At 66.2% G+C, this 24,110-nt stretch carries 19 protein-coding genes and 1 pseudogene; 7 read left to right on the top strand and 13 right to left on the bottom strand.

Annotated elements, in window-relative coordinates; all coding sequences use genetic code 11:
* Positions 1-127: 127 nt before the first annotated feature.
* Positions 128-1,099: a dipeptidase gene (locus ACN22W_RS32960; RefSeq protein ID WP_129515643.1), complete on the bottom strand. Its 972-nt coding sequence runs from the start codon at positions 1,097-1,099 to the stop codon at positions 128-130.
* 42 nt (positions 1,100-1,141) lie between these two features.
* The gene (locus ACN22W_RS32955; RefSeq protein ID WP_129515644.1) at positions 1,142-2,416 is read right to left on the bottom strand and encodes a serine hydroxymethyltransferase; all 1,275 of its coding nucleotides are present in this window, start codon (positions 2,414-2,416) and stop codon (positions 1,142-1,144) included.
* 445 nt (positions 2,417-2,861) lie between these two features.
* Between ACN22W_RS32955 and ACN22W_RS32950 the strand changes: the two genes are divergently transcribed.
* Positions 2,862-3,887, top strand: coding sequence for a GlxA family transcriptional regulator (locus ACN22W_RS32950; protein ID WP_419688707.1), 1,026 nt, complete (start codon positions 2,862-2,864; stop codon positions 3,885-3,887).
* Positions 3,888-3,949: 62 nt separating this feature from the next.
* On the opposite strand, the gene ACN22W_RS32945 is transcribed toward ACN22W_RS32950, so the two are convergent.
* Complete coding sequence (locus ACN22W_RS32945; protein WP_419688706.1) at positions 3,950-5,362, bottom strand: discoidin domain-containing protein; 1,413 nt, start codon at positions 5,360-5,362, stop codon at positions 3,950-3,952.
* A gap of 266 nt (positions 5,363-5,628) precedes the next feature.
* Here ACN22W_RS32945 and ACN22W_RS32940 point away from each other — a divergent pair, with 266 nt between their 5' ends.
* The gene (locus ACN22W_RS32940; RefSeq protein ID WP_412023855.1) at positions 5,629-7,050 is read left to right on the top strand and encodes a PLP-dependent aminotransferase family protein; all 1,422 of its coding nucleotides are present in this window, start codon (positions 5,629-5,631) and stop codon (positions 7,048-7,050) included.
* Between the two features lie 260 nt (positions 7,051-7,310).
* Positions 7,311-8,069, top strand: a complete 759-nt coding sequence (locus ACN22W_RS32935) for a hypothetical protein (RefSeq protein WP_419688705.1) — start codon at positions 7,311-7,313, stop codon at positions 8,067-8,069.
* A 93-nt stretch (positions 8,070-8,162) separates the two neighbouring features.
* Here the strand turns inward: ACN22W_RS32935 and fdhA are convergent, their stop codons facing one another.
* The 3 genes and pseudogenes from fdhA to ACN22W_RS32920 all read right to left on the bottom strand — a co-directional run.
* Complete coding sequence (gene fdhA / locus ACN22W_RS32930) at positions 8,163-9,359, bottom strand: formaldehyde dehydrogenase, glutathione-independent (RefSeq protein ID WP_129515652.1); 1,197 nt, start codon at positions 9,357-9,359, stop codon at positions 8,163-8,165.
* A gap of 197 nt (positions 9,360-9,556) precedes the next feature.
* Positions 9,557-10,315 (bottom strand): SDR family NAD(P)-dependent oxidoreductase, encoded by a 759-nt coding sequence (locus ACN22W_RS32925; protein ID WP_419688703.1) that lies wholly within the window; start codon positions 10,313-10,315, stop codon positions 9,557-9,559.
* A 174-nt stretch (positions 10,316-10,489) separates the two neighbouring features.
* A pseudogene (locus ACN22W_RS32920) lies at positions 10,490-10,675 on the bottom strand (hemolysin secretion protein D); the annotation flags it as partial.
* Between the two features lie 92 nt (positions 10,676-10,767).
* Between ACN22W_RS32920 and ACN22W_RS32915 the strand changes: the two are divergent.
* The gene (locus tag ACN22W_RS32915) at positions 10,768-11,325 is read left to right on the top strand and encodes a PAAR domain-containing protein (RefSeq protein ID WP_419688701.1); all 558 of its coding nucleotides are present in this window, start codon (positions 10,768-10,770) and stop codon (positions 11,323-11,325) included.
* Positions 11,326-11,327: 2 nt separating this feature from the next.
* The gene (locus ACN22W_RS32910; RefSeq protein WP_129515655.1) at positions 11,328-11,948 is read left to right on the top strand and encodes a type VI secretion system amidase effector protein Tae4; all 621 of its coding nucleotides are present in this window, start codon (positions 11,328-11,330) and stop codon (positions 11,946-11,948) included.
* Between the two features lie 957 nt (positions 11,949-12,905).
* On the opposite strand, the gene ACN22W_RS32905 is transcribed toward ACN22W_RS32910, so the two are convergent.
* The 7 genes from ACN22W_RS32905 to ACN22W_RS32875 are packed head-to-tail and all read right to left on the bottom strand — an operon-like array spanning position 12,906 to position 21,291.
* Positions 12,906-14,096 carry an efflux RND transporter periplasmic adaptor subunit gene (locus ACN22W_RS32905; protein ID WP_419688699.1) on the bottom strand — a complete coding sequence of 397 codons (1,191 nt, stop codon included), beginning with the start codon at positions 14,094-14,096 and terminating at the stop codon, positions 12,906-12,908.
* Entirely contained in the window at positions 14,096-15,910 is a 1,815-nt protein-coding gene (locus ACN22W_RS32900; RefSeq protein ID WP_419688697.1) for an efflux transporter outer membrane subunit, read from the bottom strand. The genes ACN22W_RS32905 and ACN22W_RS32900 overlap by 1 nt, the downstream gene beginning before the upstream one ends.
* Before the next feature lie 8 nt (positions 15,911-15,918).
* Positions 15,919-16,857 (bottom strand): glycosyltransferase family 2 protein, encoded by a 939-nt coding sequence (locus ACN22W_RS32895; protein WP_419688695.1) that lies wholly within the window; start codon positions 16,855-16,857, stop codon positions 15,919-15,921.
* Positions 16,858-16,867: 10 nt separating this feature from the next.
* Positions 16,868-18,463, bottom strand: coding sequence for a DHA2 family efflux MFS transporter permease subunit (locus ACN22W_RS32890; protein WP_419688694.1), 1,596 nt, complete (start codon positions 18,461-18,463; stop codon positions 16,868-16,870).
* The gene (locus ACN22W_RS32885; protein WP_419688693.1) at positions 18,460-19,743 is read right to left on the bottom strand and encodes a glycosyltransferase; all 1,284 of its coding nucleotides are present in this window, start codon (positions 19,741-19,743) and stop codon (positions 18,460-18,462) included. Before ACN22W_RS32885 ends, ACN22W_RS32890 begins: the two co-directional genes overlap by 4 nt.
* A 17-nt stretch (positions 19,744-19,760) precedes the next feature.
* The gene (locus ACN22W_RS32880; RefSeq protein WP_419688691.1) at positions 19,761-20,330 is read right to left on the bottom strand and encodes a methyltransferase family protein; all 570 of its coding nucleotides are present in this window, start codon (positions 20,328-20,330) and stop codon (positions 19,761-19,763) included.
* A gap of 58 nt (positions 20,331-20,388) precedes the next feature.
* The gene (locus tag ACN22W_RS32875) at positions 20,389-21,291 is read right to left on the bottom strand and encodes an alpha/beta fold hydrolase (protein ID WP_419688689.1); all 903 of its coding nucleotides are present in this window, start codon (positions 21,289-21,291) and stop codon (positions 20,389-20,391) included.
* 722 nt (positions 21,292-22,013) lie between these two features.
* Between ACN22W_RS32875 and betI the strand changes: the two genes are divergently transcribed.
* Positions 22,014-22,598, top strand: a complete 585-nt coding sequence (betI, locus tag ACN22W_RS32870; protein ID WP_419688687.1) for a transcriptional regulator BetI — start codon at positions 22,014-22,016, stop codon at positions 22,596-22,598.
* A gap of 32 nt (positions 22,599-22,630) precedes the next feature.
* Positions 22,631-24,100, top strand: a complete 1,470-nt coding sequence (betB, locus tag ACN22W_RS32865) for a betaine-aldehyde dehydrogenase (protein ID WP_343493513.1) — start codon at positions 22,631-22,633, stop codon at positions 24,098-24,100.
* Positions 24,101-24,110 lie beyond the last annotated feature (10 nt).

Raw genomic sequence — 24,110 nt, 5'->3', positions numbered from 1 at the left:
GTGAGGAAAATTGGCCGCGCGGCGTGGGCGCAGGCGCGACATCGTCCGCGTGCCCGCGCGGCTTGCGCGGGCACGTCCCGGTTTTTCTAGTGTTGAACGTTGGTGGTTGTCCGGCCCGGTGTGGCGCTTACGCGCCCCACACGTCCTTGAACACGCGCACCCAGTTCTCGCCCATCAGCTTGCGAATGCGCGACTCCTTCCAGCCGGCGCGTTCCATCGCCGCGGTCAGGTTCGGGAATTCGCCGATCGTGCGGATGCCGTCCGGGTTGATCACCTTGCCGAAGTTCGTCAGCTGGCGATAACGGCCCTTGTCGTGCGTCAGCATGTCGAAGAATTCCTTCGCGAAATCCTGCGTGAAATCCGTGCCGATGCCGACCGCGTCTTCGCCGATCAGGTTTACGACGTAATCGATCGCTTCGATGTAGTCGTCGATCGTCGCTTCGATCCCGCGCTTCAGGAACGGCGCGAACATCGTCACGCCGACGAAGCCGCCCGCATCGGCGATCTCCTTCAACTGGGCGTCGCTCTTGTTGCGCGGATGCTCCTTCAGGCCCGACGGCAGACAGTGCGAATAACACACCGGCTTCTTCGAGAACGCGATCGCTTCGGACGACGTGTTGCCGCCCACATGCGACAGGTCGACCATGATGCCCACGCGGTTCATCTCGGTGATCACTTCGCGACCGAAATCCGACAGCCCGCCGTCGCGTTCGTAGCAACCCGTGCCGACCAGGTTCTGCGTGTTGTAGCAGAGCTGCACGACGCGCACGCCCATGTCGTGGAACGCCTCGATGTAGCCGAGGTTGTCCTCGAACGCGTGCGCGTTCTGGAAGCCGAGGATGACCCCGGTCTTGCCTTCCTTTTTCGCGCGGAAGATGTCGTCCGTCGTGCGCACCAGCGTCAGCAGCTCGCTGTTGTCGCGGATCTTCTTCTTCATCACGCCGATGTTGTCGACGGTCTTGGTGAAGTTCTCCCACACCGACACCGTGCAGTTCGCGGCCGTGATGCCGCCACGGCGCATGTCCTCGAACACCGGCTTCTCGAACTTCGAGATGTTCAGTCCGTCGATGATGATGCTGTCCTGATGCAGCGTGCTCATATCTGCCTCTCGCTCCAGTCTCTGCTCTTGTGTGGGGGTCGATCAGTAAATCGGGAAGCGCTCGCAGAGCGCGAAGATCTCGCGGCGCACGCGCTGTTCGGTGGCCTGGTCGCCTTCCGGATTCGCACGCAGCGCGTCGAACACCTCGAGGATGAGGCGACCGACTTCGCGGAACTCCGCGACGCCGAAGCCGCGCGTCGTGCCGGCCGGCGTGCCGAGGCGGATACCCGACGTGACGGTCGGCTTCTCGGTGTCGAACGGAATGCCGTTCTTGTTGCAGGTGATGCCCGCGCGCTCCAGCGCCTGCTCGACCGGCGCGCCCTTCAGGCCCTTCGGGCGCAGGTCGACCAGCAGCAGGTGGTTGTCGGTGCCGCCCGTGACGAGGTCGACGCCGCCTGCCTTCAGCACTTCGCCGAGCGCCTGCGCGTTCGCCAGCACGCTGTCGATGTAGGTCTTGAAGTCCGCATGCAGCACTTCGCCGAACGCGACGGCCTTGCCGGCGATCACGTGCATCAGCGGGCCACCCTGCAGGCCGGGGAACACGGCCGAGTTGATCTTCTTCGCGATGTCCTCGTCGTTGGTCAGCACGAAGCCGCCGCGCGGGCCGCGCAACGTCTTGTGGGTGGTCGACGTGACGACGTGCGCGTGCTCGACCGGGTTCGCGTGGCGGCCCGCGGCGATCACACCGGCGATGTGCGCCATGTCGACCATCAGCTTCGCGCCGACGCTGTCGGCGATCGCGCGGAAGCGCGCGAAGTCGAGCGCACGCGGGTACGCCGAGAAGCCGGCGATGATCAGGTTCGGCTTGTGCTCGTGAGCGAGCGCCTCGACCTGGTCGTAATCGATCAGCATCGTGTCGCGGTTCACGCCGTACTGAACGGCGTTGAACCACTTGCCCGACAGCGCCGGCTTCGCGCCGTGCGTCAGGTGGCCGCCCGCGTCGAGCGACATGCCGAGCACCGTGTCGCCCGGCTTGGCCAGCGCGAGCATCACCGAGCCGTTCGCCTGCGCGCCCGAGTGCGGCTGCACGTTTGCATAACCGGCATTGAAGATTTTCTTCACACGCTCGATCGCCAGCGCCTCGACTTCGTCCGCGAATTCGCAGCCGCCGTAGTAACGCTTGCCGGGATAGCCTTCCGCGTACTTGTTGGTCAGCACCGAGCCCTGCGCCTCGAGCACGGCGCGCGACACGATGTTTTCCGACGCGATCAGCTCGACCTGCGACTGCTGACGCTCGAGTTCCTTCAGGATGGCGCTGCGCACCGGCGCGTCGCGCTCGGCAAGGGGCTGCGAGAAGAAAGGCTGGTTGTTCGACATAGTGCGTCCGTGACGAAGAATAAAGGGCTGAAACCGAAGCTCAAGGCCCGCCGTGCCTGGGTTTCCCGCTTGCCCAGTGCAAGGCTGCCGACGGCTCTATTCTTGTCGTTCGGATTTTCGGCGGATTGATGAATTTAGACGCGTTCTTTGCCTTTTCCGCCATGCGCGTCCGTTTTATACAAGTGACCGGTCGTGCTTTTCCGGTTGACCTGCAAAAACGGTGTCGGCCGTTCACCTATGGACACGCACTCCGGCAGTGCCTGTGCCGCCCGGACGGAGTGCAGCGCGGCCCGCATACGGTGCAGTGCAGCATGCGGCTTTCAGCCATACAACGTATGGAGCTAGGGTTTAGCCGTATGGCACGCTTGTTGCGCTGGCTCACACAATACCGCAGCCCGTTTCGTGCCTCGGGCCTATAGCTATTAGAGATTCCAGGAAGCTCCCCATGTCGCCCGACCGCACAGCGTCGCTGTCCCATTTCGCGTTCATGCCGTTACCGAACTTCACGATGATCGCGTTCACGAATGCGATCGAGGTGCTTCGGATGGCGAACTACCTGAGCGGCCAGCCGCTCTACCGCTGGTCGGTGATCAGCCCGGACGGCGGCCCGGTCACGGCGAGCAACGGCCTCACGGTCGACACGGGCCCGGCCGAATGCGTGGGGCAGCCCGACATCGTGTTCGTGTGCGGCGGCGTCGACGTGCAGCGCGCGACCACGCCCTCCCATCTGTCGGCACTGCGCCGCTTCGCGCGCGCGGGCATCCCGCTCGGCAGCCTGTGCACGGGCACCTATGCGCTCGCGAAGTCGGGGCTGCTCGCGGGCTACGCATGCGCGATCCACTGGGAGAACATGTCGGCGCTGAAGGAAGAGTTTCCGGATACGCGCTTCCTGAAGGAACTGTTCGTGATCGACCGCGACCGCATCACGTGCACGGGCGGCGTCGCGCCGCTCGACATGATGCTGAACCTGATCGCCGCGCGCGTGGGCACCGCGCGCGTCACGCAGATCGCCGAGCAGTTCATCGTCGAACACGTGCGCGATACGAGCGCGCAGCAACGCATGCCGCTCGTCGCACGCCTCGGCTCTGCGAACAAGTCGCTGTTCGAAGTGATCGCGCTGATGGAGAACAACATCGAGGAGCCGCTGTCGCGCGAAGAGCTTGCGCGGCTCGCGAACATGTCGCAGCGGCAACTGCAGCGCCTGTTCCGCGAACATCTCGGGATGACGCCGACGCACTACTACCTGACGCTGCGGCTGCGCCGTGCGCGCGAGTTGCTGCTGCAGACCGACATGTCGATCATGCACATCACGATGGCGTGCGGGTTCCAGTCGGCATGCCACTTCAGCAAGAGCTACCGCGACTCGTTCGGCGTCGCGCCGACGAGGGAGCGGCGCAAGCAGGTCGCGCCGCTTGCGCAGGGTGCGGCGAGCGCAAGTCCGGCGTTTCCGGCGCATGTGCTGCATGCGTGAAGCGCGCAGCGCGTCACGCTCGACACACAAAAAAAGCGGCCTTGGCCGCTTTTTCTTTGCGCTTACGATCCCCACACCTGCATTTCGTACAACGAGTAACCCCACTGCGTCGCGCGCTGCGTGCCGAGCATCCGCACGTAACGACCGCTGCCGTTGAGATTCGGCAGCGTGACGTGGGTATATGAACCGCCGTTGCTCGTCGAATAGATCGTCGTCCAGTTGGCGTTGTCGTTCGACGTCTGGATCTGATAGACGAGCGCGCCCGCATCCCAGTACAGATCAACGTGATCGATGTGCTTCACCGCGCCGAGATCCACGGAGATCCATTGCGAACCGACACCGGCGCCTTCCGGCGAATCCCAGCGCGTGCCCGTGGTGTTGCCGTCGAACGCCTTGTCGGGCGTGAACGATGCGCTGTAGCTCGCCGACGCGGCAGCCGGATGCCCTTGCGACAGCAGCGTCGGCTGCGCGGCGGCCGGGCCGCCGTAATAGCTCGACCCGAGCTTGGCCTTCGTCGTGTCGGCATTCACGCCGAACTGCGACAGGCTCCAGCGCTGGCCGGTCGTCACGTCGCCCACGTAGAGCTGATAACCACCGGCCGTCGTCGACGAGAAGAACAGGTAGTTCGTGCCGCTCACCGGCGCCGGGTCCGAGTTGTTGCTGATGCAGTCGTTGAGCGACAACGCGTTCGGCGTCGACGCCGGGTCCGCGGTCTTCGAATAGATCTGGTCGGCCGCGCCGCTGTCCTTCCAGCGCGCGTAGAACACCATGCCGTCCGCGCGCACGATCGGGTAGTACGTCTGCAGCCCGGCCGGATGATCGAACACGGCGGTCGCGCCGGTCGCGATCGTGCGCTTCATCAGCCCCATGTTCGCACCGGTGCCGGTCGCGTAATACACGGCGCTCGAATCCGGCGAAAGATACGGCATCGAGTATTCGGCGCCGGCCGGCGCGTTCGTCAGGCTCACGACCGACGTGAACACCGGGCCCGCGCTCGTGTACGACAGCGTGGCCTGCTTGACGTCGCCGTTCTGCTTGAACACGAGCGTCTTGCCGTCGGCGCTGAACTTCGGGTCCTCGTTGCGCATCGCGCCCGTGCTGTTCGTCAGGTTGACGGGCGGCGTGCCGGCGCCGAGCTGCAGCATGAACACGTTCCATGCGCCGTTGCTGACGCCCATGAACGCGATCCACTTGCCGTCGGGGCTGAACACGCCGTTCATCGGATCGGTGATGCCCCACGTGCTCTTGCTCAGCTGCGTCAGCGTATGAGCCGAGAAGTCGTAGAGGAACAACTGGCTCGTGCCGTCGCCGTAGTTGACGTAGCTGTGATAGACGAGCTTGCCGGTCAGCGCGGCGGGAAACGTCGCGTTGGGCTGGGCTGCGGGGTTGCTGACGCAGGCGGCCGTGGCGGCGCCGCTGAACAGGTTGAGGGCGAGGCCGGCCACGAGGCCCGCGATGAGGGTCTTCGATTTCACGCTGAACGATTCCGGTAAGGTAAGGACGCCGCAGACAAGGTCGCGCGCGGGACGCGCAAGGGTCACGGATCAGCCGCCGGGCAGCGTGGACTCCTTCGTAGTCAGACGTCGGGAACAAGACTTGCGAGAGGATGCCCGCGCGTCAGACAAAAGAAAAGGATCAAAGCCCGCCAAAAACATGCGGATCAGCGATTGGGGCGCAATTGCATGCGACCGGTGCCGTGCTACTCTTTTTTCAGCAAGGCCCGAGCGGCCGGAGGGCTGGCATGAAGCGATATGCGGCGCTGGCACAGACGATCGCCGAAGCGATCCGGCGCGGCGACCTTGCGGCCGGTGCGCGCATTCCCACCGTGCGCGCAGCCTGCCGTGCGTATGGCGTGAGCCCGTCCACCGTGTTTCGCGCGTACTACGCGCTCGAAAGCGAGGGTCTGATCGTCGCGCGTGCGCGGTCCGGTTATTTCGTTGCGAACCTCGAAGACAAACACGTGCGGTTCGGTCACGAGCCGCCGCGCAAACCGGCCCCCGCGCAAACCAGCGGCGACGATACGCTGTTGCGCCTGCTCGATTCGCTGAAGTGCGAGGACATCGTCCCGCTCGGCTCGGCATTCGCCAGTTATTCGCTGTTCCCGATGAGCAGCCTGTGGCGCTACATGGCGTCGGCGGCCCGCAACATGGATCGCACGAAACTGCTGTCCGGCTTGCCGCCGGGCCACGACGCACTGCGGCGCCAGATCGCGTTGCGCTACCTGAACGCGGGCGCGGCGTTGCCGATGGACGAGATCGTCATCACGACCGGCGCACTTGAAGCGCTGACACTCAGCCTGCAGGCGCTGACGCGCCCGGGCGACATCGTTGCGATCGAGCGACCGGCGTTCCATGCGGTGTTGCAGGCCGTGCAGCGCCTGCACCTGAAGGCCGTCGAGATTCCGGTCGACCCGCGCACCGGCCTCGACCTCGACGCGCTCGCCGAGGCGCTCGACACGCATCCGGTGCGCGCCTGCTGGTTCATGACGTCGTTCCACAACCCGACCGGCGCGACGTTGACCGACGAGCGCAAGCACGCGCTGATCGATCTGCTCGCGTCGCGCGGCGTTCCGTTGATCGAGGACGACGTGTATGGCGAACTGCATTTCGGCACGGCGCCCACGCGCCCCGCCAAACTGTATGACAACAGCGGGCTCGTCCTGCATTGCGGTTCGTTCTCGAAATGCCTCGCGCCCGGATTCCGGATCGGCTGGGTCGCGGCCGGACGCTACGTGCGGCAGATCCGGCAAGCGAAGGGCGCGAGCGCGCCGTCGGCCGACGTGCCCGCGCAGATGGCGATTTCGAGCTACCTGCGCGACGGCGGGTACGACCGCTTCCTGCGGAAACTGCGGCGCAATCTCGCCGCGCACCAGGCGCAGATGCTCGCGGCGGTTCGCGCGTATTTTCCGGCCGGCACCGAAGTGTTCGCGCCGCTCGGCGGGTACTTCCTGTGGATCGAGCTGCCGCCGCGCGTGGATGCGATGCACCTGTTCGGTGATGCGATGGAAAGCGGCGTCAGCATCGCGCCGGGGCCGCTGTTTTCCGCGACCGGCGGGTTCCGCCGTTATCTGCGGCTCAACTACGGCCGGCCGTGGACGCCGGCCGTCGAGCACGCGATGGAGACCATCGGGACGCTCGCGGCCCGGCAGCGGCACGACGGTTAGCACGGAACTTGCGGGGCGCGTGCACGCGGAGCGCGACCGCCGACATGCGCCTTGTATTTCGCGCGCCAGCGACAAAGAATGAAGCGGAAAGCACCTGCGGACGAACGCGTTCCGCACGTTCGATGTCATGGAGAAACACATGAACACCGCAAGCGAACGACCATCGACGACTCGCGCGCCGCGCAAAGGTGACGGACGAGCCGGAATCACGATGACCGGCGATCGTTCGCCCCGCTGACGACACCTGCCCGCTTCCGACGATGCGTATCCTGCCCAACCGGAACGTCCACCCGCGCGATGCCTGGCGCGCCGTCCTGAGCGCACGGGTCGAATCGCGGCGCGCCGCTTGCTGCCGCTGCCGCGCATGCGGCTTCGTCGCGTTCCGCGCACTCGAGCACTGCCCCGTCTGCGGCCAGTGGAACGGGCCGTTCGTGCCGATTCGCCAGGCGCAGCACGACGCACACGCGACGCACGCAGCGCGGCCCTTTCACACGTGGTCGTCACGCGTCGCGCGGACGCTTCGCAACGCGGCGTTCCGGCGGCCTCGCGCATCGAGCGCACCGATCCTGAGCATCCTGACACTCGTGCTGCTGGTCGGCGGCTACGTGACGGCCGACCGGACGTGCAAGGCCGATCCGGTTTGTCGCGGTTCCGATACGCCGACAGCGACGGCGCTCGATGCCGGCCTGCTCGCGTCGAACGATCCGGTGCCACCGGTCCTGCCGGTGCCCGTCTATCCGTTTCATTCGACCAATGGGACGCAGGTGGCGGCCGATCAACCGCACGGCGGCGCGAGCACCAGCGAACCCGCTGGCGCGATGTCGATCGCGCAAGCCGCGCCGTCGATGCACTCGCCTGACCGAACGCACAGCGGCGCGGTTCGTCTGACGGACTGGCGAGGCAGTCGCGATCCCGCACATCGCGCGCATGCGATCCGCCGTGTGAGCCTGCATACCGGCCACGTGCGGCACGGCGCACCCGCCAACGCCGAGATCGCGAAGCTCTATCGAGGCCACTAAGCGCGTGGTCCGACCGTTCGCTCCAGCAACAAAAACGGGCGGCCCGTTTCCGGCGCCGCCCGTTTCGCGTTGCGCGTGTCGAACGTCAGCGCGTCAGGCCGCCAGCAACCCGTGCGGGTCGATGACGAATTTGCGCGGCGCGCCGCCGTCGAACTTCTTGTAGCCTTCCGGCGCCTGGTCGAGCGAAATCACTTCGACGTTGACGATCTTCGCGATCGGCAGCCGGTCGAACAGGATCGCCTGCATCAGGTTGCGGTTGTACTTCAGCACCGGCGTCTGACCCGTGAAGAACGAATGCGACTTCGCCCAGCCGAGACCGAAGCGGATGCTCAGGCTGCCGTGCTGCGCGGCCTTGTCCTTCGCGCCCGGATCGTCCGTCACGTACAGGCCCGGGATGCCGATCGCGCCGGCCGGCCGCGTGATTTCCATCAGCGAGTTCAGCACCGTCGCGGGCGCTTCCTCCGAGTGGCCCGACGAACCGTGACCGTGCGCCTCGAAGCCGACGCAGTCGACCGCGCAGTCGATCTCGGGCACGCCGAGAATCTGCTCGATCTGCTCGCCGAGCGACGCGTCCTTCGACAGGTCGACCGTCTCGAAGCCCATCGCTCTCGCATGCGCGAGGCGTTCCGCGTTCATGTCGCCGACGATCGTCACGGCCGCGCCGAGCAGGCGCGCCGAAGCGGCCGCCGCCATGCCGACCGGGCCCGCGCCCGCGATGTAGACCGTCGAGCCCGGCTTCACGCCCGCGCTCACCGCGCCGTGATAACCGGTCGGCAGAATGTCGGACAGGCAGGTCAGATCGCGGATCTTCGCCATCGCCTGGTCGCGGTCGGGGAATTTCAGCAGGTTGAAATCCGCGTACGGCACGAGCACGTATTCGGCCTGGCCGCCGATCCAGCCGCCCATGTCGACGTAGCCGTAGGCGCCACCGGCACGCGACGGGTTCACGTTCAGGCACACGCCCGTATGCGTGTCCTTGCACATCGCGCAGCGGCCGCATGCGACGTTGAACGGCACCGACACGAGATCGCCGATCTTCAGCGTCTCGACGTCGCGGCCCACTTCGACCACTTCGCCCGTGATCTCGTGGCCGAGCACGAGGCCGACCGGCGCGGTCGTGCGGCCGCGCACCATGTGCTGGTCGGAGCCGCAGATGTTCGTGCTGACCACCTTCAGAATCACGCCGTGGCCGATCGCGCGGCCGCTCGGATCGACCATCTTCGGATAATCGATGCTCTGGACTTCGACCTGGCCCGGTCCAAGATAGACGACACCTCGATTGCTGCTCATCGTATTGTCTCCATGTCTCGTTGGCTGGCGCTGTGGTGCGCCGGCGAATGCGGCGCACGCGCAACGTGCTGTTCGAGAGTAGTCCGGGAGACGGGGGGGCCGATGTCTCAAACGCGACGTGCGTTTGAACGGCGCCGACATCGATGGCGGAAATGCGAAAGTCGGACGGGAAACGACGGGAGGGCTTCAGCCGGCCGTCATCCCTGAACCGAATAACCGCCGTCCACGGGAATCACCGCACCCGTCACGAAGTCGCACTCGCCGGCGCACAGCGCGACCGCGATGCCGGCCAGGTCCTGCGGCTTGCCCCAGCGCCGCAACGGGGTGCGCTCGAGGACGCTTCGTTCGAGATCCGGGAACAGCCGCTTGGCCTCGTCGATCAGTTCGGTTTCGATCCAGCCGGGCAGCAGCGTATTGACCTGGATGTTGTCCGGCGCCCATTCGACGGCCCACGCCTTGCCCAGCTGAACGATCCCGCCCTTGCTGGCCGCGTAGGCCGCGCCGTAAGTCGTGCCGAACAGCGACAGCATCGAGCCGATATTGACGATCTTTCCGCCACCGGCGCGCCGGAATGCGGGATGAATCGCCTGCGCGCAAAAATGGGCACCGCTCAGATTCGTATCGATGATGCGATACCACTCGTCGGTGGTCAGTTCATGCCCTTGCTTGCGAATATTCATCCCCGCGTTGTTCACGAGGATGTCCAGCCTGCCGAAATGCTGCTCCGCCTGCTCGATAGCCTTCACGCACGCGTCGCGCCGCGAGATGTCCGCCTGGATGAACAGGCCGCGTTCGCTGCCGCCCGGCAGCGATGCCAGCGCCGCGTCGCCCTTGGCGCGATCGCGGCCGACGAGAACGACGCGCGCACCGGCGGCGACCATGCCGCGCGCAATGCCGAGCCCGATCCCGCTCGCTCCTCCGGTGATGACGGCGACCTTGCCTGAAAGATCGAACACACATGCCTCCGATTCGAGTTGCTGTCCAGATAGCGCGACAGCATAGCCGCGCGCAACATGACGTTGCGCCGCTACAAGGCACGATATTTTCTGACGTGCATCATGCCTTTTTCGAATCTTTCGGACATCGCCCGACCGGCCGGTGCCTTCGACGCACCGCGCACCGGCAGACGATCAACCGCCGGCGTTCTCGCGAATGACCACCGCGGCCGCCGCGTCCGCCTCGCTCGCGACACCGTCGTGCACGCGCGTGCTGACGGCCGGCGTCGGCGGCTCGCTGTCGAGCGCATGGCCGTTGCGGTCGTGCGTGTCGACCGTTGCGCGCATCGACAGCCCGACGCGCAGCGGGTGCGCGGCGAATTCTTCAATATTTAATCGGACTGCAAACAAAATTGAGATAGCCCCAAGCATCGTGGCGCTAGGATTATGGCTTTCCGAGGGAGACTCAAGGCATGATGCGACGAATCGCAGTAGTAGGCGACACGCTGTCGAGCGGCGGTCAGATAAGCACATATAGCGGGCCGGCGTTCAAGATCGGCAGTCATCAAGCCGCCCTGATCGGCGGACAGGCTTTCTGTACCGCATGCAAGCGTCCCGGAGTCATCGCCAAGTCTGGCGGGCCCTACCGAATAAAATTCATGGGCGAGGTGGCACTAGACGAGGACATCGTGATCTGCGCATGCCCGACACCTCCGCACATCGTCGCATCGCTTGGCGGCGAAAAATGGTGTGATGACAGGGTAGAGGGCAACGGGAAGGTCGTTTCCAGCCTCACTGCAACTGGCGGCGTCGTTTCGATCAAAAAAGGGGCCTTCGACGAGCAAGTGAGGGCAACCGAACATCAGGTGGATGGCTTACCCTACTACATCGAAACGGCAGACGGGCGCGTGCATTCCGGCCGTCTTGGTACGGATGGAGTCTTGCCGCGAATCCATACCGGTGACAACCCCGACGACTACACCATCTACTGGGGCGACGATGCACTTGCGAAGCACCACGGGGAAAAATAACGATGCCGCATACCAAACCAACAAGGGTCCGGTCAAACGACACGCCGCAATCGCTGAAATCGATTCCTGTCCCCGCAATCACGTTCAAAGAGCTGTGGGATAACTTCCCGTCTGGCAACCCGTACGACAACCCCGAATACACGAACCAGTGCGCTATCCGTCTAAGTGTCACGCTGCATCGCGTTGGCGTCGATATGAAGTCGTTCAATGCGAAGACCGTGAAGCCGATGTCAGGCGCAAAGAAAATCGGGCGCATCTTGCTTGATGGCAAGTCGACCGCGACACGCGCCGACGAACTGGGTACGTGGTTGCAGCTACAACCGTTTGCCGGTCTCCCGAAAGCCGAGAACATAACCGGTGCGGATTGGGAATCGAAGGTCAATGGCCGTACAGGCATCATTCAATTCTCACGATATTGGACACGAGACGGCGAGACAAAGGAGAATGCGAGCGGCGGTCATATCGACCTGTGGAACGGGTCGCGGCTCACAGTCAGCAGCGCGCCCGGCGTCCTTGCAACGTATGGCCGCGTGTTTGGCCTGCAAGCACTTTTGCCAGGTACGTCAATCGGATGGTCTGACCTTCGGAATTCGAAACAGATCCTCTTTTGGGAAATCAAATAATGCGCCGCTTCCTTGGAACCGCAGGTTCCACACTTGCCGGACTAGCGAGTGTAGTTATGTGGACGTGGCTTGACAGCCATCTGTGTTCCGCCTTCTCTCGACTCTGCACCCCGCGCGCGGGGGAGTGCGGCGGTGGCGTAGATGCCTGCGCTGTGACCGCACAGAGCACAGTCGAGCTGTTCGCATACATCTTCGCCCCACCGATTCTGTTTGCAGCACTAGGCTTCTACCTGTTTGCTCGACGCCGCTCGCCGCTTGTCATGACCGGATTTCTTGTTAGCGCCGTCGCCGCACATTGGCTCTTTGCATTCCTGAGTATCCGGGTTCTGCATATAGTGAACTGAGCGATGCCACACGCGTTCCCGCGAGCGTCATCCTCCTTGATAAATCAAGCGAAACGACTTTCGGTATCGCTGTGCGGCTTGCTGTTCGGATTGCTCGTCACATGGACTTTCTTCTACACGTTCAGTCATGTCCACGGGTCCGCAAGACCTGACCGCATCGCGACTGGCTGCAACGAGCTAGGCAAATGCGCGACTCCTTGGTGGGTTGCACCGGTATTGATTTCGTATCTTTGCGGCCCCGCCATAGCATTCTGCGCACTTAACGCGGTTGCTTGGAAGCGATGGCCGGTCAGAAAGTGCGCGCTATGGGGCATCGCAATTCTTGTCGTGACCAGCACCCTTTACCTTGCCGATTACTTCGCGAAGTAACCACGCAGCCCGCACAACGCGGGCCGTTTTCATTTTTCTCCGGCGCGCACACCACACCACAAACGCACCGAGCGGCCGCTGTGTAACAAGTTGAGTGCGACTGTCACCCTAGATGGAGAATGGCGTTCAATTAACTCACCCTCTTCGTCGTGATTTTTCACCTCGCAACGTATGCAATACCCGCGTTGGGGCTTGTTGACTGACACGAGTCCGATTGCCTGCGACCAGTCGAGCGCCAAAGCACTCACCCGCCCTGATTCTCCCGAATGACCGCCGCAGCCGCCGCGTCCGCTTCGCTCGCCACACCGTCGTGCACGCGCGTGCTGACGGCCGGCGTCGGCGGCTCGCTGTCGAGCGCATGGCCGTTGCGGTCGTGCGTGTCGACCGTTGCGCGCATCGACAGCCCGACGCGCAGCGGGTGCGCGGCGAGGTCGCGCGGATCGAGCGCGATCACGACCGGCACGCGTTGCACGACCTTGATCCAGTTGCCGGCCGCGTTCTGCGACGGCAGCATCGAGAACGCACTGCCCGTGCCCGCCGAGAAACCCTGCACACGGCCGCGATAGGCGATGCGCGAGCCGTAGAGGTCCGACACGATCTCGACCGGCTGCCCGACGCGCATGTGGCGGATCTGCCCTTCCTTGAAATTCGCCTCGATCCACAACCGGTTCAACTGCACGATCGACATCAGCGGCACGCCAGGCCCGACCTGCTGGCCAACCTGCACCGAGCGCTGCCCGATCGTGCCGTCGACGGGCGCGACGATCGTCGTGCGCTTCAGGTTCCGGTACGCGAGCTTGAACTGCGCGGCCGCCTGCACGACGGCCGGGCTCTCGTCGACGGGCAGCTTGCTGCCGAGCGCACGCGCCGCGTCGAGCTGCGCCTGCGCGGCCGCGAGATTCGCCTGCGCGCCGGCGACCGTCGCGCGCGCACGCGCCAGTTCCTCGGGCGCGACGATCTCGACCGACGCACCCGAGCGCGCCACCAGCGCGCGCTGCGCGAGCGACAGGTCGGCCCGCCGCGCATTCACGGCCTCGACGTACATCGTGTTCGAGATCTTCGCGTTCGCGACCTGCCGCACGGCCTGCGCGAGCTGCGCCTTCGCCTGCGCGAACGCAACGGACGCCTCGGTGTCGTCGAGCCGCACGAGCGTCTGTCCGGCGCGCACGGCCTGCGTATCGGCGACCACCACGTCGGTCACGGCGCCCGGAATCTGCGCGGCGACCTGCACGATGCTGCCCGCGACATATGCGTCATCGGTGTCTTCGTAATAGCGGTCGCTCAACAGCCAGAACGCGATCCACGCAAGTGCGGCCAGCAGCACGATCGCGAAAAACACGGTGAAGCGCTTGCGGCGCGTCGCACGGCGCGCGTCGAGTGCCGGATCGTTCAGCGCGGCCGGCGGCGCAGCGGTATGAAGGTTGTCGTGGTGCATCAGTCGCTTTGCGTAACGATCAGACGATCGTGCTGGAAGACGGGGATCGCCGGCATGACCGACGGGGCCGGCGCGGGGCTTGCCGATGCCGTGCGCGCGAGAACAGGCGTACTCCGGGGCGTCGCGGCAGGATTGGTCGCACCGACCGTCGACGGACGCGCCGCATCGTCGCGCCGTGCGGGTGAGACGCTCGCCGTGCCGGTCACCGGCGGCACGACAGCGCTTGCCGCGTGCGCATCGTTCGACGTACCGGCCGCCGCCACAGCAGCCGCCCCGCGCCGCGCCGCCCCGCTGCGCGTCTGATGCACGGCCGGCGCCTGCGCAACCGTTGCGCCCGCATCGAACCCGCCGCCAAGCGCACCGATCAACCCGACGCGCAGCGTCCGCTGCCGGCCGAGCAGCGCGATCATCTGCGCGCGCTCGTCGATCAGCGTGAGATCCGCGACATCGACATCCTTCTGCATCAGCACGCCGCGCCGGTGGCGATCGGCCGCGATCTGCACGATCTTCTGCGCGGCCGCTACCGCGTCCTGCTGCTGCGTAACAAGCGTCTGCGACGTTTGCAGCGACGTGACGATCTGTGCCACCTGCCCGAGCGCGTCGTCGACGGTCTTGTTGTACAGGCCGATCGCGACGTCGGCCTGCGCGACGTCCGCGCCGAGCTTCGCCTTCAGCCGGCCACGGTCGAAGATCGGCAGCGAGATCGCGGGGCCGACCGACCCGGCGAGCGAATCGCGCGAGAACAGCGATGCGGGCGTCAGCGCGAACACGCCGCCGAGCGCGACGAGGTTCACGTCCGGATAGAACTGCGCGCGCGTCGAATCGGCATTCGCGAACGCGGCTTCGACGCGCAGCCGCGCGGCGACGATGTCGGGCCGGCGGCCGAGCAGGTCGGCCGGCAGCCGCGCCGGCAGCGCACCGCCGGCAAACGCGCCGACGCGCGGCCGCTGCAGCGCGAGCCCGCGCTCGGGGCCGCGACCCGACAGCACGCCGAGCTGCAATTGCGCGAGCTTGATCTGCTCGTCGCCCAGCGCGATCTGCGCGAGCAGCTTGCTGCGCTTGATCGACGCATCGCTCGCGTCGTACGCATTGTCGAGGCCGCGCGCGGTGCGCTCGCGCAGCACGGTCGTCACGCGCTGGCTAACCTTCAACTTCTGCTGCAGCAGATCCTGTGTCGCGTATGCCTGGTCAAGCTGGCAGTACACGGTGACGATCGCGACCGCGAGCGTGAGCCGCACCTGTTCGGCCTCAACCCCGGCCGCGTCGCGCAGCGACATCAGGCTCTTCGTCGCGGCGCGATTTTTACCCCACAGGTCGAGCTGGTAGTTCAGCCCGACGAACACCGACGACGGCGATACGTTCGGATCGCCGAAAATCTCGACCGGCACGCGATAACCGCCGGCCGTCACGTCGGCGATGTCGCCGGGCTTCGGCATCCGCGCGCGACTGACCGTCGCGCCGGCCGTGCCCGTCAGCCCGGTCAGCGAATCGAACTGCTGAAGCTGCGCCTGCGCGATCCGCAGCCGCGCCCGCGCGACCTGCAGATCGGGGCTGTTCTGCGACGCCTCCGCCACCAGTGCATCGAGTTGCGGATCCTGCAACTGCTTTACCCAGTCGGGCGCCGGCCACGCGCCGTTCGCACCGGGGCCAGCCGTGTACGCGAGCGCATCGTCGGCCGGCGCGCGCAGCGACAGCGAAGGCAGGAACCCCGACGGCACGCATCCGCCCAACGCCAGCAGCACGGCCGCCACCGCGATCATCGCGCTGCCCTGCACGCCCCGCGCCGGATTCGCCGCTTTCTTCACACGCCGCATCGCGCCCCTCATCCCTGCTGAATGCGTTGCGCACGCTCGGCCAGCCGCGGCCGCGTGCGTTCGAGCGGGCCGAGCCGGCCGAACAGGCCGTCCGCGACACCGAACAGGATGCCGGCGAGCTTCGCGCGCTTGTCGCGTTCGACGAGCGCGATCTGCACGATCTGCCACACGGTCAGCAGGTTCGGCACGATCGCCACCGGAAAGCGCAGCCCGTATTGCATCCCGAGCTGCACCGCATTGCGCGCGCTGTAGTAGCGGCGTTGCCACGAATGATTCATCGACGTCATTTCGAAAGGGCCGATCGCGTGGCGCTGCTTCGCGCCGATCCGGTGCGGCAGCACCAGCGACGGCACGACATAAAGCGGCACGTTGCGCGACAGCGCGCGGAAGCTGTATTCGGTGTCGACGTGATCGATGAACAGCGTCTCGTCGAACCGGCCGAGCAGGTCGAACGCGTCGCGCGACACGACGCAGCCCGACGAGATCAGGAACGCGCAGCGCTGCAACGGCGCGCCCGGCTCGATGTGCAGGCGGCGCAGACCGATGCCGTTGGTCGAAAGCTCGGGCAGGAAGCTGCGCGCGTTCTCGTCGAAGATGCGCGGGCCGGCCAGGAACGCACGCCCCGCGAGCCCCGCACAGACATCGCGCATCACCGGGAAATACGCGGTCGGCACCGATGAATCCTGGTCGAACAATGCGACCGCATCGATGCGGTCGCGAAACAGCGCCGCGAGCCCCGCGTTGTACGCGCCCGCGATCCCGCCGCGATTGCCGTGATGCAGCAGCGCGATGCCGTCGCGCGCACACAGGTCGCGTGCCCGTGCATCGGGCTGCGGCGTGTTGTCGACGACGAGCAATGCATCGCACGCATGCCGCCATGCACCGAGCGCTTCGAGCTGCGCATCGCTCGGGTGATACAGGATCACGAGTGCGCCGAGTGTCGTCATGTTCATCTCCTCAATGCCCGAAGGACGCCGCCGCGCCGCGCTTGGGTCGCGTCAGCCACATCATGGCCGCGAGCACGAGGCAGGTCATGCTCGCCATCCAGAACATGTCGTTCGTCGCCATCATGTACGCCTGCTGCATCACGACCTGATGCAGCGTGCTCAGCTCGCGCACGCCGTCCACGCCCATCCCGTTCAGCGCATGCACGAAGCGCTGCGTGTTCGCGGACGCATGCGTGACGGATTGCGACACGACGTCGTAGTGATAGGTCGCGCGGTTGTCCCACAGCGTCACGCTCATCGCGGTGCCGAACGCGGCCGACAGCGTGCGCAGGAAGTTCGACAGGCTCGATGCGGCCGCAAGCCGGTCGTCGGGAATGCGCGACAGTGTCGCGGCGGTCAGCGGGATGAAGAACAGCGGCAGCCCGATCCCCTGGATCAGGCCGGGCGCGGCGATCTGCGCGAACGTCATCTTCAGCGTGAAATGCGCGTCCCACGCGAGCACGCCCGCGAACACGAGGAAACCGGCCGTCGCGAGCATGCGCGCGTCGAAGTGATGCGCGTACAGGCCGACGAGGATCGAGAACACGAGCGCGAGCACGCCGAGCGATGCCGTCGCGAGCCCCGCATGAAACGCGTTGTAGCCCATCACGGCCTGCATCCACAGCGGGAACACCACGCCGACCACCGAGAAGCTCATCATCCCGAGCGAAATGATCAGCACGCAGAACGAGAACGTGCGGTCGCGGAACAGGCTGAGATCGACGACGGGGTGCGCCTCGCCCGCCTCCCAGATCAGCAGCGACACGATCGAGAGCCCCGCGACCACCGCGAGCGTGACGATCAGCGGCGAATCGAACCAGCCGCGATCGTGGCCGAGATCGAGCATTGCCTGCAGCGAGCCGACGCCGATCACGAGCAGCACGATGCCCGGCACGTCGATCGGGCCGGCCGCGCCGCGCTGCGCGTCCGGGCGCAGCATCGCGGTGCAGACCGCGAACGAGAACAGCCCGATCGGCAGGTTGATCAGGAAGATCCACGGCCACGAGAAGTTGTCGACGATCCAGCCGCCGACCACCGGCCCGAAGATCGGCGCGAGCAGCACCGTCATCGCCCACAGCGCGAGCGCGATCGTGCGCTTGTCCGGCGGGAACGTGCGCAGCAGGATCGTCTGCGACAGCGGCACCATCGGCCCCGAGCACAGCCCCTGCAGCGCGCGGCAGATCACCAGCACGTGCAGGTCGCGCGCGAGCCCGCACAGCAGCGACGTCAGCGTGAACAGCAGCACGGCGCCGACGAACAGCCGCAACTCGCCGACGCGGCGCGCAAGCCAACCCGTCAGCGGCACCGCGATCGCGGCCGCGACCGAATACGAACTGATCACCCACGTGCCCTGGCTGTTCGACACGCCGAGGCTGCCGGAGATCGCCGGCACCGCGACGTTCGTCACGGTCGAGTCGAGCACCTCGATGAAAGTCGCGAGCGACAGCGCGAACGTCAGCAGCGCGAGCCGGATGCCGCGCACCGGCTGCGCGGCCGGCGCGGGGGCCGGCACGTCGAACGCGGACGGCGCGGCGGGCCCATCGTGAAGCGGCGACGCGGTGCTCATGCGCCCGCCACCGCGACGTCGGCTCGCGCGCCCTTCCGCCCGCGCTTCGGCGCGAACCGTTCGATGAAATCGGCGGCCGCGTGACAGCCGTCCGGCGCGGCAGCGATCAGCGCGCGCGTGCGCGCCGCATGCACCGCAAACGCGGGTTCGTCGAGCACGCGCGCCAGCGCCGCGCCGAGACGTGCGCCGTCGACGGGGCCGTCGACGCGCACACCGCAGCCGCTCGCCGCGACGCGTTGCGCGTTGTCGAACTGGTCGTGCGCGAACGGCGTCACGACCTGCACGATTCCGGCCTCGCACGCGAGCGCCGCGGTGCCGATCCCGCCGTGATGCACGAGCGCGCGGCAACGCGGCAGCAGCGTGCGCATCGGCACGAAGCGGCGCACCAGCAGCCGGTCGCCGTCCGGCGCCGCATCGTGCGGCGTCAGCAGGATGCCGCGCGCGCCGGTCGCACGCAGCGCGTCCGCCACCGCGCGCGCGTACGCCGCATGATCGACGAGCGTCGAGCCGGCCGTGAACACGACCGGCCGCTCGCCGGCCGCCAGAAACGCATCCAGTTCCGCATCTTCGTCGGGCGTCGTAATGTCGTTGAACAGTGGGAAACCGCTTTGCAGATGATTCGACGGCCAGTCGGGCTGCGCCGGCGCGAACCAGCCGGGAAACAGGCACAGCACACCGTCGGTCGAATGCAGCCAGCGGCCGAGCACGCGCCGCGCGGGCGCGAGCCCGAGATCGCGGCGCACCGCGTCGAGCGCGGGGCCGCACACGCGGTCGAGCACCTGCCGCTCGATCAGCGTCATCAGCGCCGACTTCACGGGCAGCGGCCAGCGCGCGGGAATCGTCAGGCGCGGGTGCGTCGGCGGCGCATGCGCGGACAGCAGCGTCGACGGCGATACCTGTACCGACACGTACGGCGTACCGTGCAGCTCCTGCATGAAGCGTGCGGAGAACGCCCACAGCGTGCCGACGAGGACCGTATCGCCGTCGGTCAGCGCGCGAAGCGCGTCGTAATGCGGGCGCAGCATCGGCGCGATCACCTGCCACAGCGTGCGGAACGACGTGCGCGGATCCCACAGCGCGGGGTTCGCCATCGCGGCCTCGTATTCGGCCGCAGTGCCGACCGGCACGAACGCGAAACCGCAACGGCGCACGGCTGCCTCGAACGGCGCATGCGTGCAGAACACGACGTCATGACCGCGCGCCGCGAGCGTGCGCGCGACGCCGAGCAGCGGATGCACGTCGCCCGCCGAGCCGATCGCGGTCACGATCATCTTCGCCATCGCGCGCCTCGCGGGGTTCAGTAGAAGCCGGGAATCAGCGCCGCGACCTCGCGGCGGTACTGCGCATACGCCGGCCCGAAATACCCGGTCAACCAGCTCTCCTCGACGCGCACCTTGTACGCGAGCGACGCGAACACGAGCAGCACGCCGATCGCACCGCGCCATTCGCCGCCGATCAGCGCGGCGCCGACGAGCGCGATCAGGCAGCCCGTGTAGATCGGATGGCGCACGAGTGCGTACGGCCCGGTGCGCACGAGTTCATGGTCTTCCTTCAGCGTGACCGACACGCTCCAGTTCGTGCCGAGGTGCAGCCGCGCCCACACCGAGAACAGCAGGCCGGCGACCAGCACCGCGAGCCCGCACTGCGCCTGCAGGCCGAAGCGCTGCCAGTCGGGCACGAGCGCCTGCCATGACGGATCGGGCAGGATGATCAGCGCGCCGCCGACGATCAGCGGAATCGACTGCAGCGTGCGCGAGCGTGACGCTTCCTTGCGCACGGTCGTCTTCACGCCCTGCGACGTGGCGATCCAGTAGGCGAGCCATGCGGCCCACGGAACGACGATGACGATGGTCTGAACGATATTCACGGCTGGCCTGCCTCGTTGGGATGGGAATTCGGATACGCCGGATGCGCGATGCGCGGCGTCACGACGACAACGCGTGCATCGGCGCGGACACGCACGCCTGCGCGGCGGCAAGCGCCATGCCGGCCGCGACCGGCGCCCCGTCGCAGAAGAAATCGAGCAGCGCGGTACGCGTGTATTCGCGCTGCGCGCGGCCTTCGATGTCGAGGAAATGGCCGGCGTCCGGCACCGTCGCGAACCGCGCGCGCTGCACGTGCGCGCCGAGCTGGCGCACGTCGGCCGGCGTCGTGTATTCGTCGCGCTCGCCGTTCAGGAACAGCAACTCGCAGCCGATGTTCGAGAACTCGCTGAAGTAGCGCTCGGGCTGCAGCGACAGGATCTGGTCGACGTGGAACGCGACCTGGTCCTGCTCGTCGCGCGGCAGGCGCGTGAGATACCGGTAGTTGTACAGCTTCATGATGCGCGGCAGGTAGCGGCCGACGGTGTCGTTCAGCAACTGCGCGGCCTTCAGGTTCTCGCCGGCCGCGATGTGGTCGCGGGCGCGCGTCACGTAGTCGACCATCGCGTCGTTCAGGAACGGCGAGAACGAGCAGATCGCCGCGCGCCGCACGCTCGGGCAGCCGCGCGCGAGTGCGAACAGCGACGCGACGCCGCCCCACGACACCGACACCAGGAACGCGGGTGCGAAGCGCTCGACCAGATGCTGGAGGATCGCGGCTTCGTCGTCCTTCGTCAGGATGAAGCAGCCCGGGTTGTGCTGGCGCGACTGCCCCGCATACGGCAGGTCGAAGCAGATCGTGTTCATCCGCTCGCCCAGATACTGGACGGTCTGCCCGAACGACGCGGTCGTCGCGAGCGCGCCGTTGACGAGCATCGCCGTGTCGAAGGCCGGGTCGAACACGTTCCGTTCGACGTAGACCTTCAGACCATTCGGCAGCGGGACCACGTGTTTTTCGGTCGGCATCGTCGTTCTCCGGTGGATGCGGCGTCTCGACGTCGCGGCATGCTGCAGGTGCGCAATGGCTGGCGTCGGCCCGGCGCACGACCTGTCGCCGAGCCCATAACCGACGCACCGCGGCAAATACCCGCGGCGCCCATTCATTCCTCGTAGTGCGGCGCCATACTAATACGGACAATATTACTGACTCAAGTCATTCCAACGAGCCCCTCTACTCAGTTGGGAAATGGGCCGGATTCAAATTTTTTTATCATTTTCTATGGTATGCGGGATCGCCCAGAAGGCGACGGCAATCGTTTGCGAGACCCCTTCACCGGCATGCACAAACTAGATATTTTTCTTTTTATTCAATGATGTACAGCATTTAAATCGCCTGCTTGAAACGGATTTTCGGAATTTACCGATCTCCACCATCCGCATTCACAATTTCACATCGCGGTGAATATCACATACCTCGACACTCTTTCGTTTCGTAATAGAAACGAGACCGGAAATTTTCCAGTGCATTGCACCATCTTTTCACAAACCGTTTTAAACATAATTCTCGTTATTCAACATTCTTTCAATTCATTTTTCCGCACTTGCACATCGCCGCGCGTGGCCGATCCGCGACACCGCCGAGCCCCGCTTCACCGTCGGACCCCGATTTTTTGTTGATTGAACGATCAATAAAAAACCGCTAAGCTCTCGACTTCCATGGTTGGCCCGCCCGGGCGAAGGGAGTCGCGATGCCGAAAGTCGGAATGCGGGAGATTCGCCGCGCGCAGTTGATCGACGCCACGCTGCGCTCGATCGACGAAGCGGGCCTGCCCGGCACGACGCTCGCATCGGTCGCGCAACGCGCGAACATCTCGACGGGCATCGTCAGCCACTACTTCGGCGACAAGGACGGCCTGCTCGAGGCGACGATGCGGCACGTGCTGCGCGACCTGTGGTCGGCCACCACGGCCCGTCGCGTGGCCGCGCGCAAGGACCCGCGCGCCCGGCTGCGCGCGATCGTCGCCGCGAACTTCGACGACACGCAGGTCAGCGCGCCCGTGATGAAGACGTGGCTCGCGTTCTGGTCGCAGAGCATGCACGACCCGATGCTCAAGCGCCTGCAGCACGTCAACACGCGGCGCCTCCATTCGAACCTGTGCGCCGAATTCGCGAAGGCCTTGCCGCGCACGAAAGCGCGGGAAGCCGCCAGTGGCCTCGCCGCGCTGATCGACGGCCTGTGGCTGCGCGGCGCGCTCGCCGGCGGCCCCATCAACACCCGGGCGGCGCTGAAGCTCGCCCACGATTACATCGACCTGCTGCTCGCGTCCGACTGACGCGGCACGCAATCGCCCTCCAGGAGATCCTCATGTCCGTATTCGGTTTGCAGCGCCTCTACATCGGCGGCGGTTACGTCGACGCCACGAGCGGCAAGACTTTCGACACCTTCGATCCCGCCACCGGCGAACTGCTCGCGCAGGTGCAGCAGGCGAGCGCGGCCGACGTCGACCGCGCGGTCGCGTCCGCCCGTGAAGGCCAGCGCGAATGGGCCGCGATGACCGCGATGCAGCGCTCGCGCATCCTGCGCCGCGCGGTCGACCTGCTGCGCGAGCGCAACGACGAGCTCGCGGCGCTGGAAACGCGCGACACCGGCAAGCCGATCGGCGAAACGCTCGCGGTCGACATCGTCACCGGCGCGGACGTGATCGAGTACTACGCGGGCCTCGCGACCGCGATCGAAGGGCTGCAGGTGCCGCTGCGCGCCGATTCGTTCGTCTATACGCGCCGCGAACCGCTCGGCGTGTGCGCGGGCATCGGCGCATGGAACTACCCGATCCAGATCGCGTGCTGGAAGACGGCACCCGCGCTCGCGGCCGGCAACGCGATGGTGTTCAAGCCGAGCGAAGTCACGCCGCTGACCGCGCTGAAGCTCGCGGAAATCTATACGGAAGCCGGCGTGCCGGCCGGCGTGTTCAACGTCGTGCAGGGCGACGGCTCGGTCGGCGCGCTGCTCACCGGCCACCCGGACATCGCGAAGGTGTCGTTCACCGGCGGCGTCGAGACGGGCAAGAAGGTGATGTCGCTGGCCGGCGCGTCGTCGCTGAAGGAAGTGACGATGGAACTCGGCGGCAAGTCGCCGCTGATCGTGTTCGACGATGCGGACCTCGACCGCGCGGCCGACATCGCGGTAACCGCCAACTTCTTCAGCTCGGGCCAGGTCTGCACGAACGGCACGCGCGTATTCGTGCACCGCTCGATCAAGGACGCGTTCACGCAGCGCGTGCTCGAACGCGTGAAGCGCATCCGCGTCGGCAAGCCGACCGATGCCGATACCAACTTCGGCCCGCTCGTGTCGGCCGCGCAGCTCGACAAGGTGCTCGGCTTCATCGAAAGCGGCAAGGCCGAAGGCGCGAAGCTGCTCGCGGGCGGCACGCGCCTGACCGACGGTCACTTCGGCAGCGGCCAGTACGTCGCGCCGACCGTGTTCGGCGACTGCCGCGACGACATGAAGATCGTGCGCGAGGAAATCTTCGGGCCGGTGATGAGCCTCCTCGATTTCGAATCGGAGGACGAAGTGATCGCCCGCGCGAACGACACGCACTACGGGCTCGCGGCCGGCGTCGTGACCGAGAACCTGTCGCGCGCGCACCGCACGATCCATCGTCTCGAAGCCGGCATCTGCTGGATCAACACGTGGGGCGAATCGCCGGCCGAGATGCCGGTTGGCGGATACAAGCAATCCGGTGTCGGACGCGAGAACGGCATCACGACGCTCGAGCACTACACTCGAATCAAGTCGGTGCAGGTCGAGCTCGGCCGCTACAACCCGGTGTTTTGAGTCTTCAAGG

The sequence above is a fragment of the Burkholderia theae genome (genome assembly GCF_048565265.1).
Taxonomy (GTDB): Bacteria; Pseudomonadota; Gammaproteobacteria; order Burkholderiales; family Burkholderiaceae; genus Burkholderia; species Burkholderia theae.
The sequence above is the reverse complement of the archived record's forward strand: the minus strand, read 5'-3'. Positions and strand labels throughout refer to the sequence as shown.

Bases quoted from the DNA above. Each gene is read 5' to 3' on its own strand.
- ACN22W_RS32890 (WP_419688694.1), bottom strand. From the start codon at position 18,463: ATGAGCACCGCGTCGCCGCTTCACGATGGGCCCGCCGCGCCGTCCGCG.
- ACN22W_RS32915 (WP_419688701.1), top strand. From the start codon at position 10,768: ATGATGCGACGAATCGCAGTAGTAGGCGACACGCTGTCGAGCGGCGGT.
- ACN22W_RS32885 (WP_419688693.1), bottom strand. From the start codon at position 19,743: ATGGCGAAGATGATCGTGACCGCGATCGGCTCGGCGGGCGACGTGCAT.
- ACN22W_RS32955 (WP_129515644.1), bottom strand. From the start codon at position 2,416: ATGTCGAACAACCAGCCTTTCTTCTCGCAGCCCCTTGCCGAGCGCGAC.
- fdhA (WP_129515652.1), bottom strand. From the start codon at position 9,359: ATGAGCAGCAATCGAGGTGTCGTCTATCTTGGACCGGGCCAGGTCGAA.
- ACN22W_RS32940 (WP_412023855.1), top strand. From the start codon at position 5,629: ATGAAGCGATATGCGGCGCTGGCACAGACGATCGCCGAAGCGATCCGG.
- ACN22W_RS32875 (WP_419688689.1), bottom strand. From the start codon at position 21,291: ATGCCGACCGAAAAACACGTGGTCCCGCTGCCGAATGGTCTGAAGGTC.
- ACN22W_RS32900 (WP_419688697.1), bottom strand. From the start codon at position 15,910: ATGCGGCGTGTGAAGAAAGCGGCGAATCCGGCGCGGGGCGTGCAGGGC.
- ACN22W_RS32895 (WP_419688695.1), bottom strand. From the start codon at position 16,857: ATGACGACACTCGGCGCACTCGTGATCCTGTATCACCCGAGCGATGCG.
- ACN22W_RS32960 (WP_129515643.1), bottom strand. From the start codon at position 1,099: ATGAGCACGCTGCATCAGGACAGCATCATCATCGACGGACTGAACATC.
- ACN22W_RS32910 (WP_129515655.1), top strand. From the start codon at position 11,328: ATGCCGCATACCAAACCAACAAGGGTCCGGTCAAACGACACGCCGCAA.
- ACN22W_RS32950 (WP_419688707.1), top strand. From the start codon at position 2,862: ATGTCGCCCGACCGCACAGCGTCGCTGTCCCATTTCGCGTTCATGCCG.
- betI (WP_419688687.1), top strand. From the start codon at position 22,014: ATGCCGAAAGTCGGAATGCGGGAGATTCGCCGCGCGCAGTTGATCGAC.
- ACN22W_RS32935 (WP_419688705.1), top strand. From the start codon at position 7,311: ATGCGTATCCTGCCCAACCGGAACGTCCACCCGCGCGATGCCTGGCGC.
- ACN22W_RS32905 (WP_419688699.1), bottom strand. From the start codon at position 14,096: ATGCACCACGACAACCTTCATACCGCTGCGCCGCCGGCCGCGCTGAAC.
- betB (WP_343493513.1), top strand. From the start codon at position 22,631: ATGTCCGTATTCGGTTTGCAGCGCCTCTACATCGGCGGCGGTTACGTC.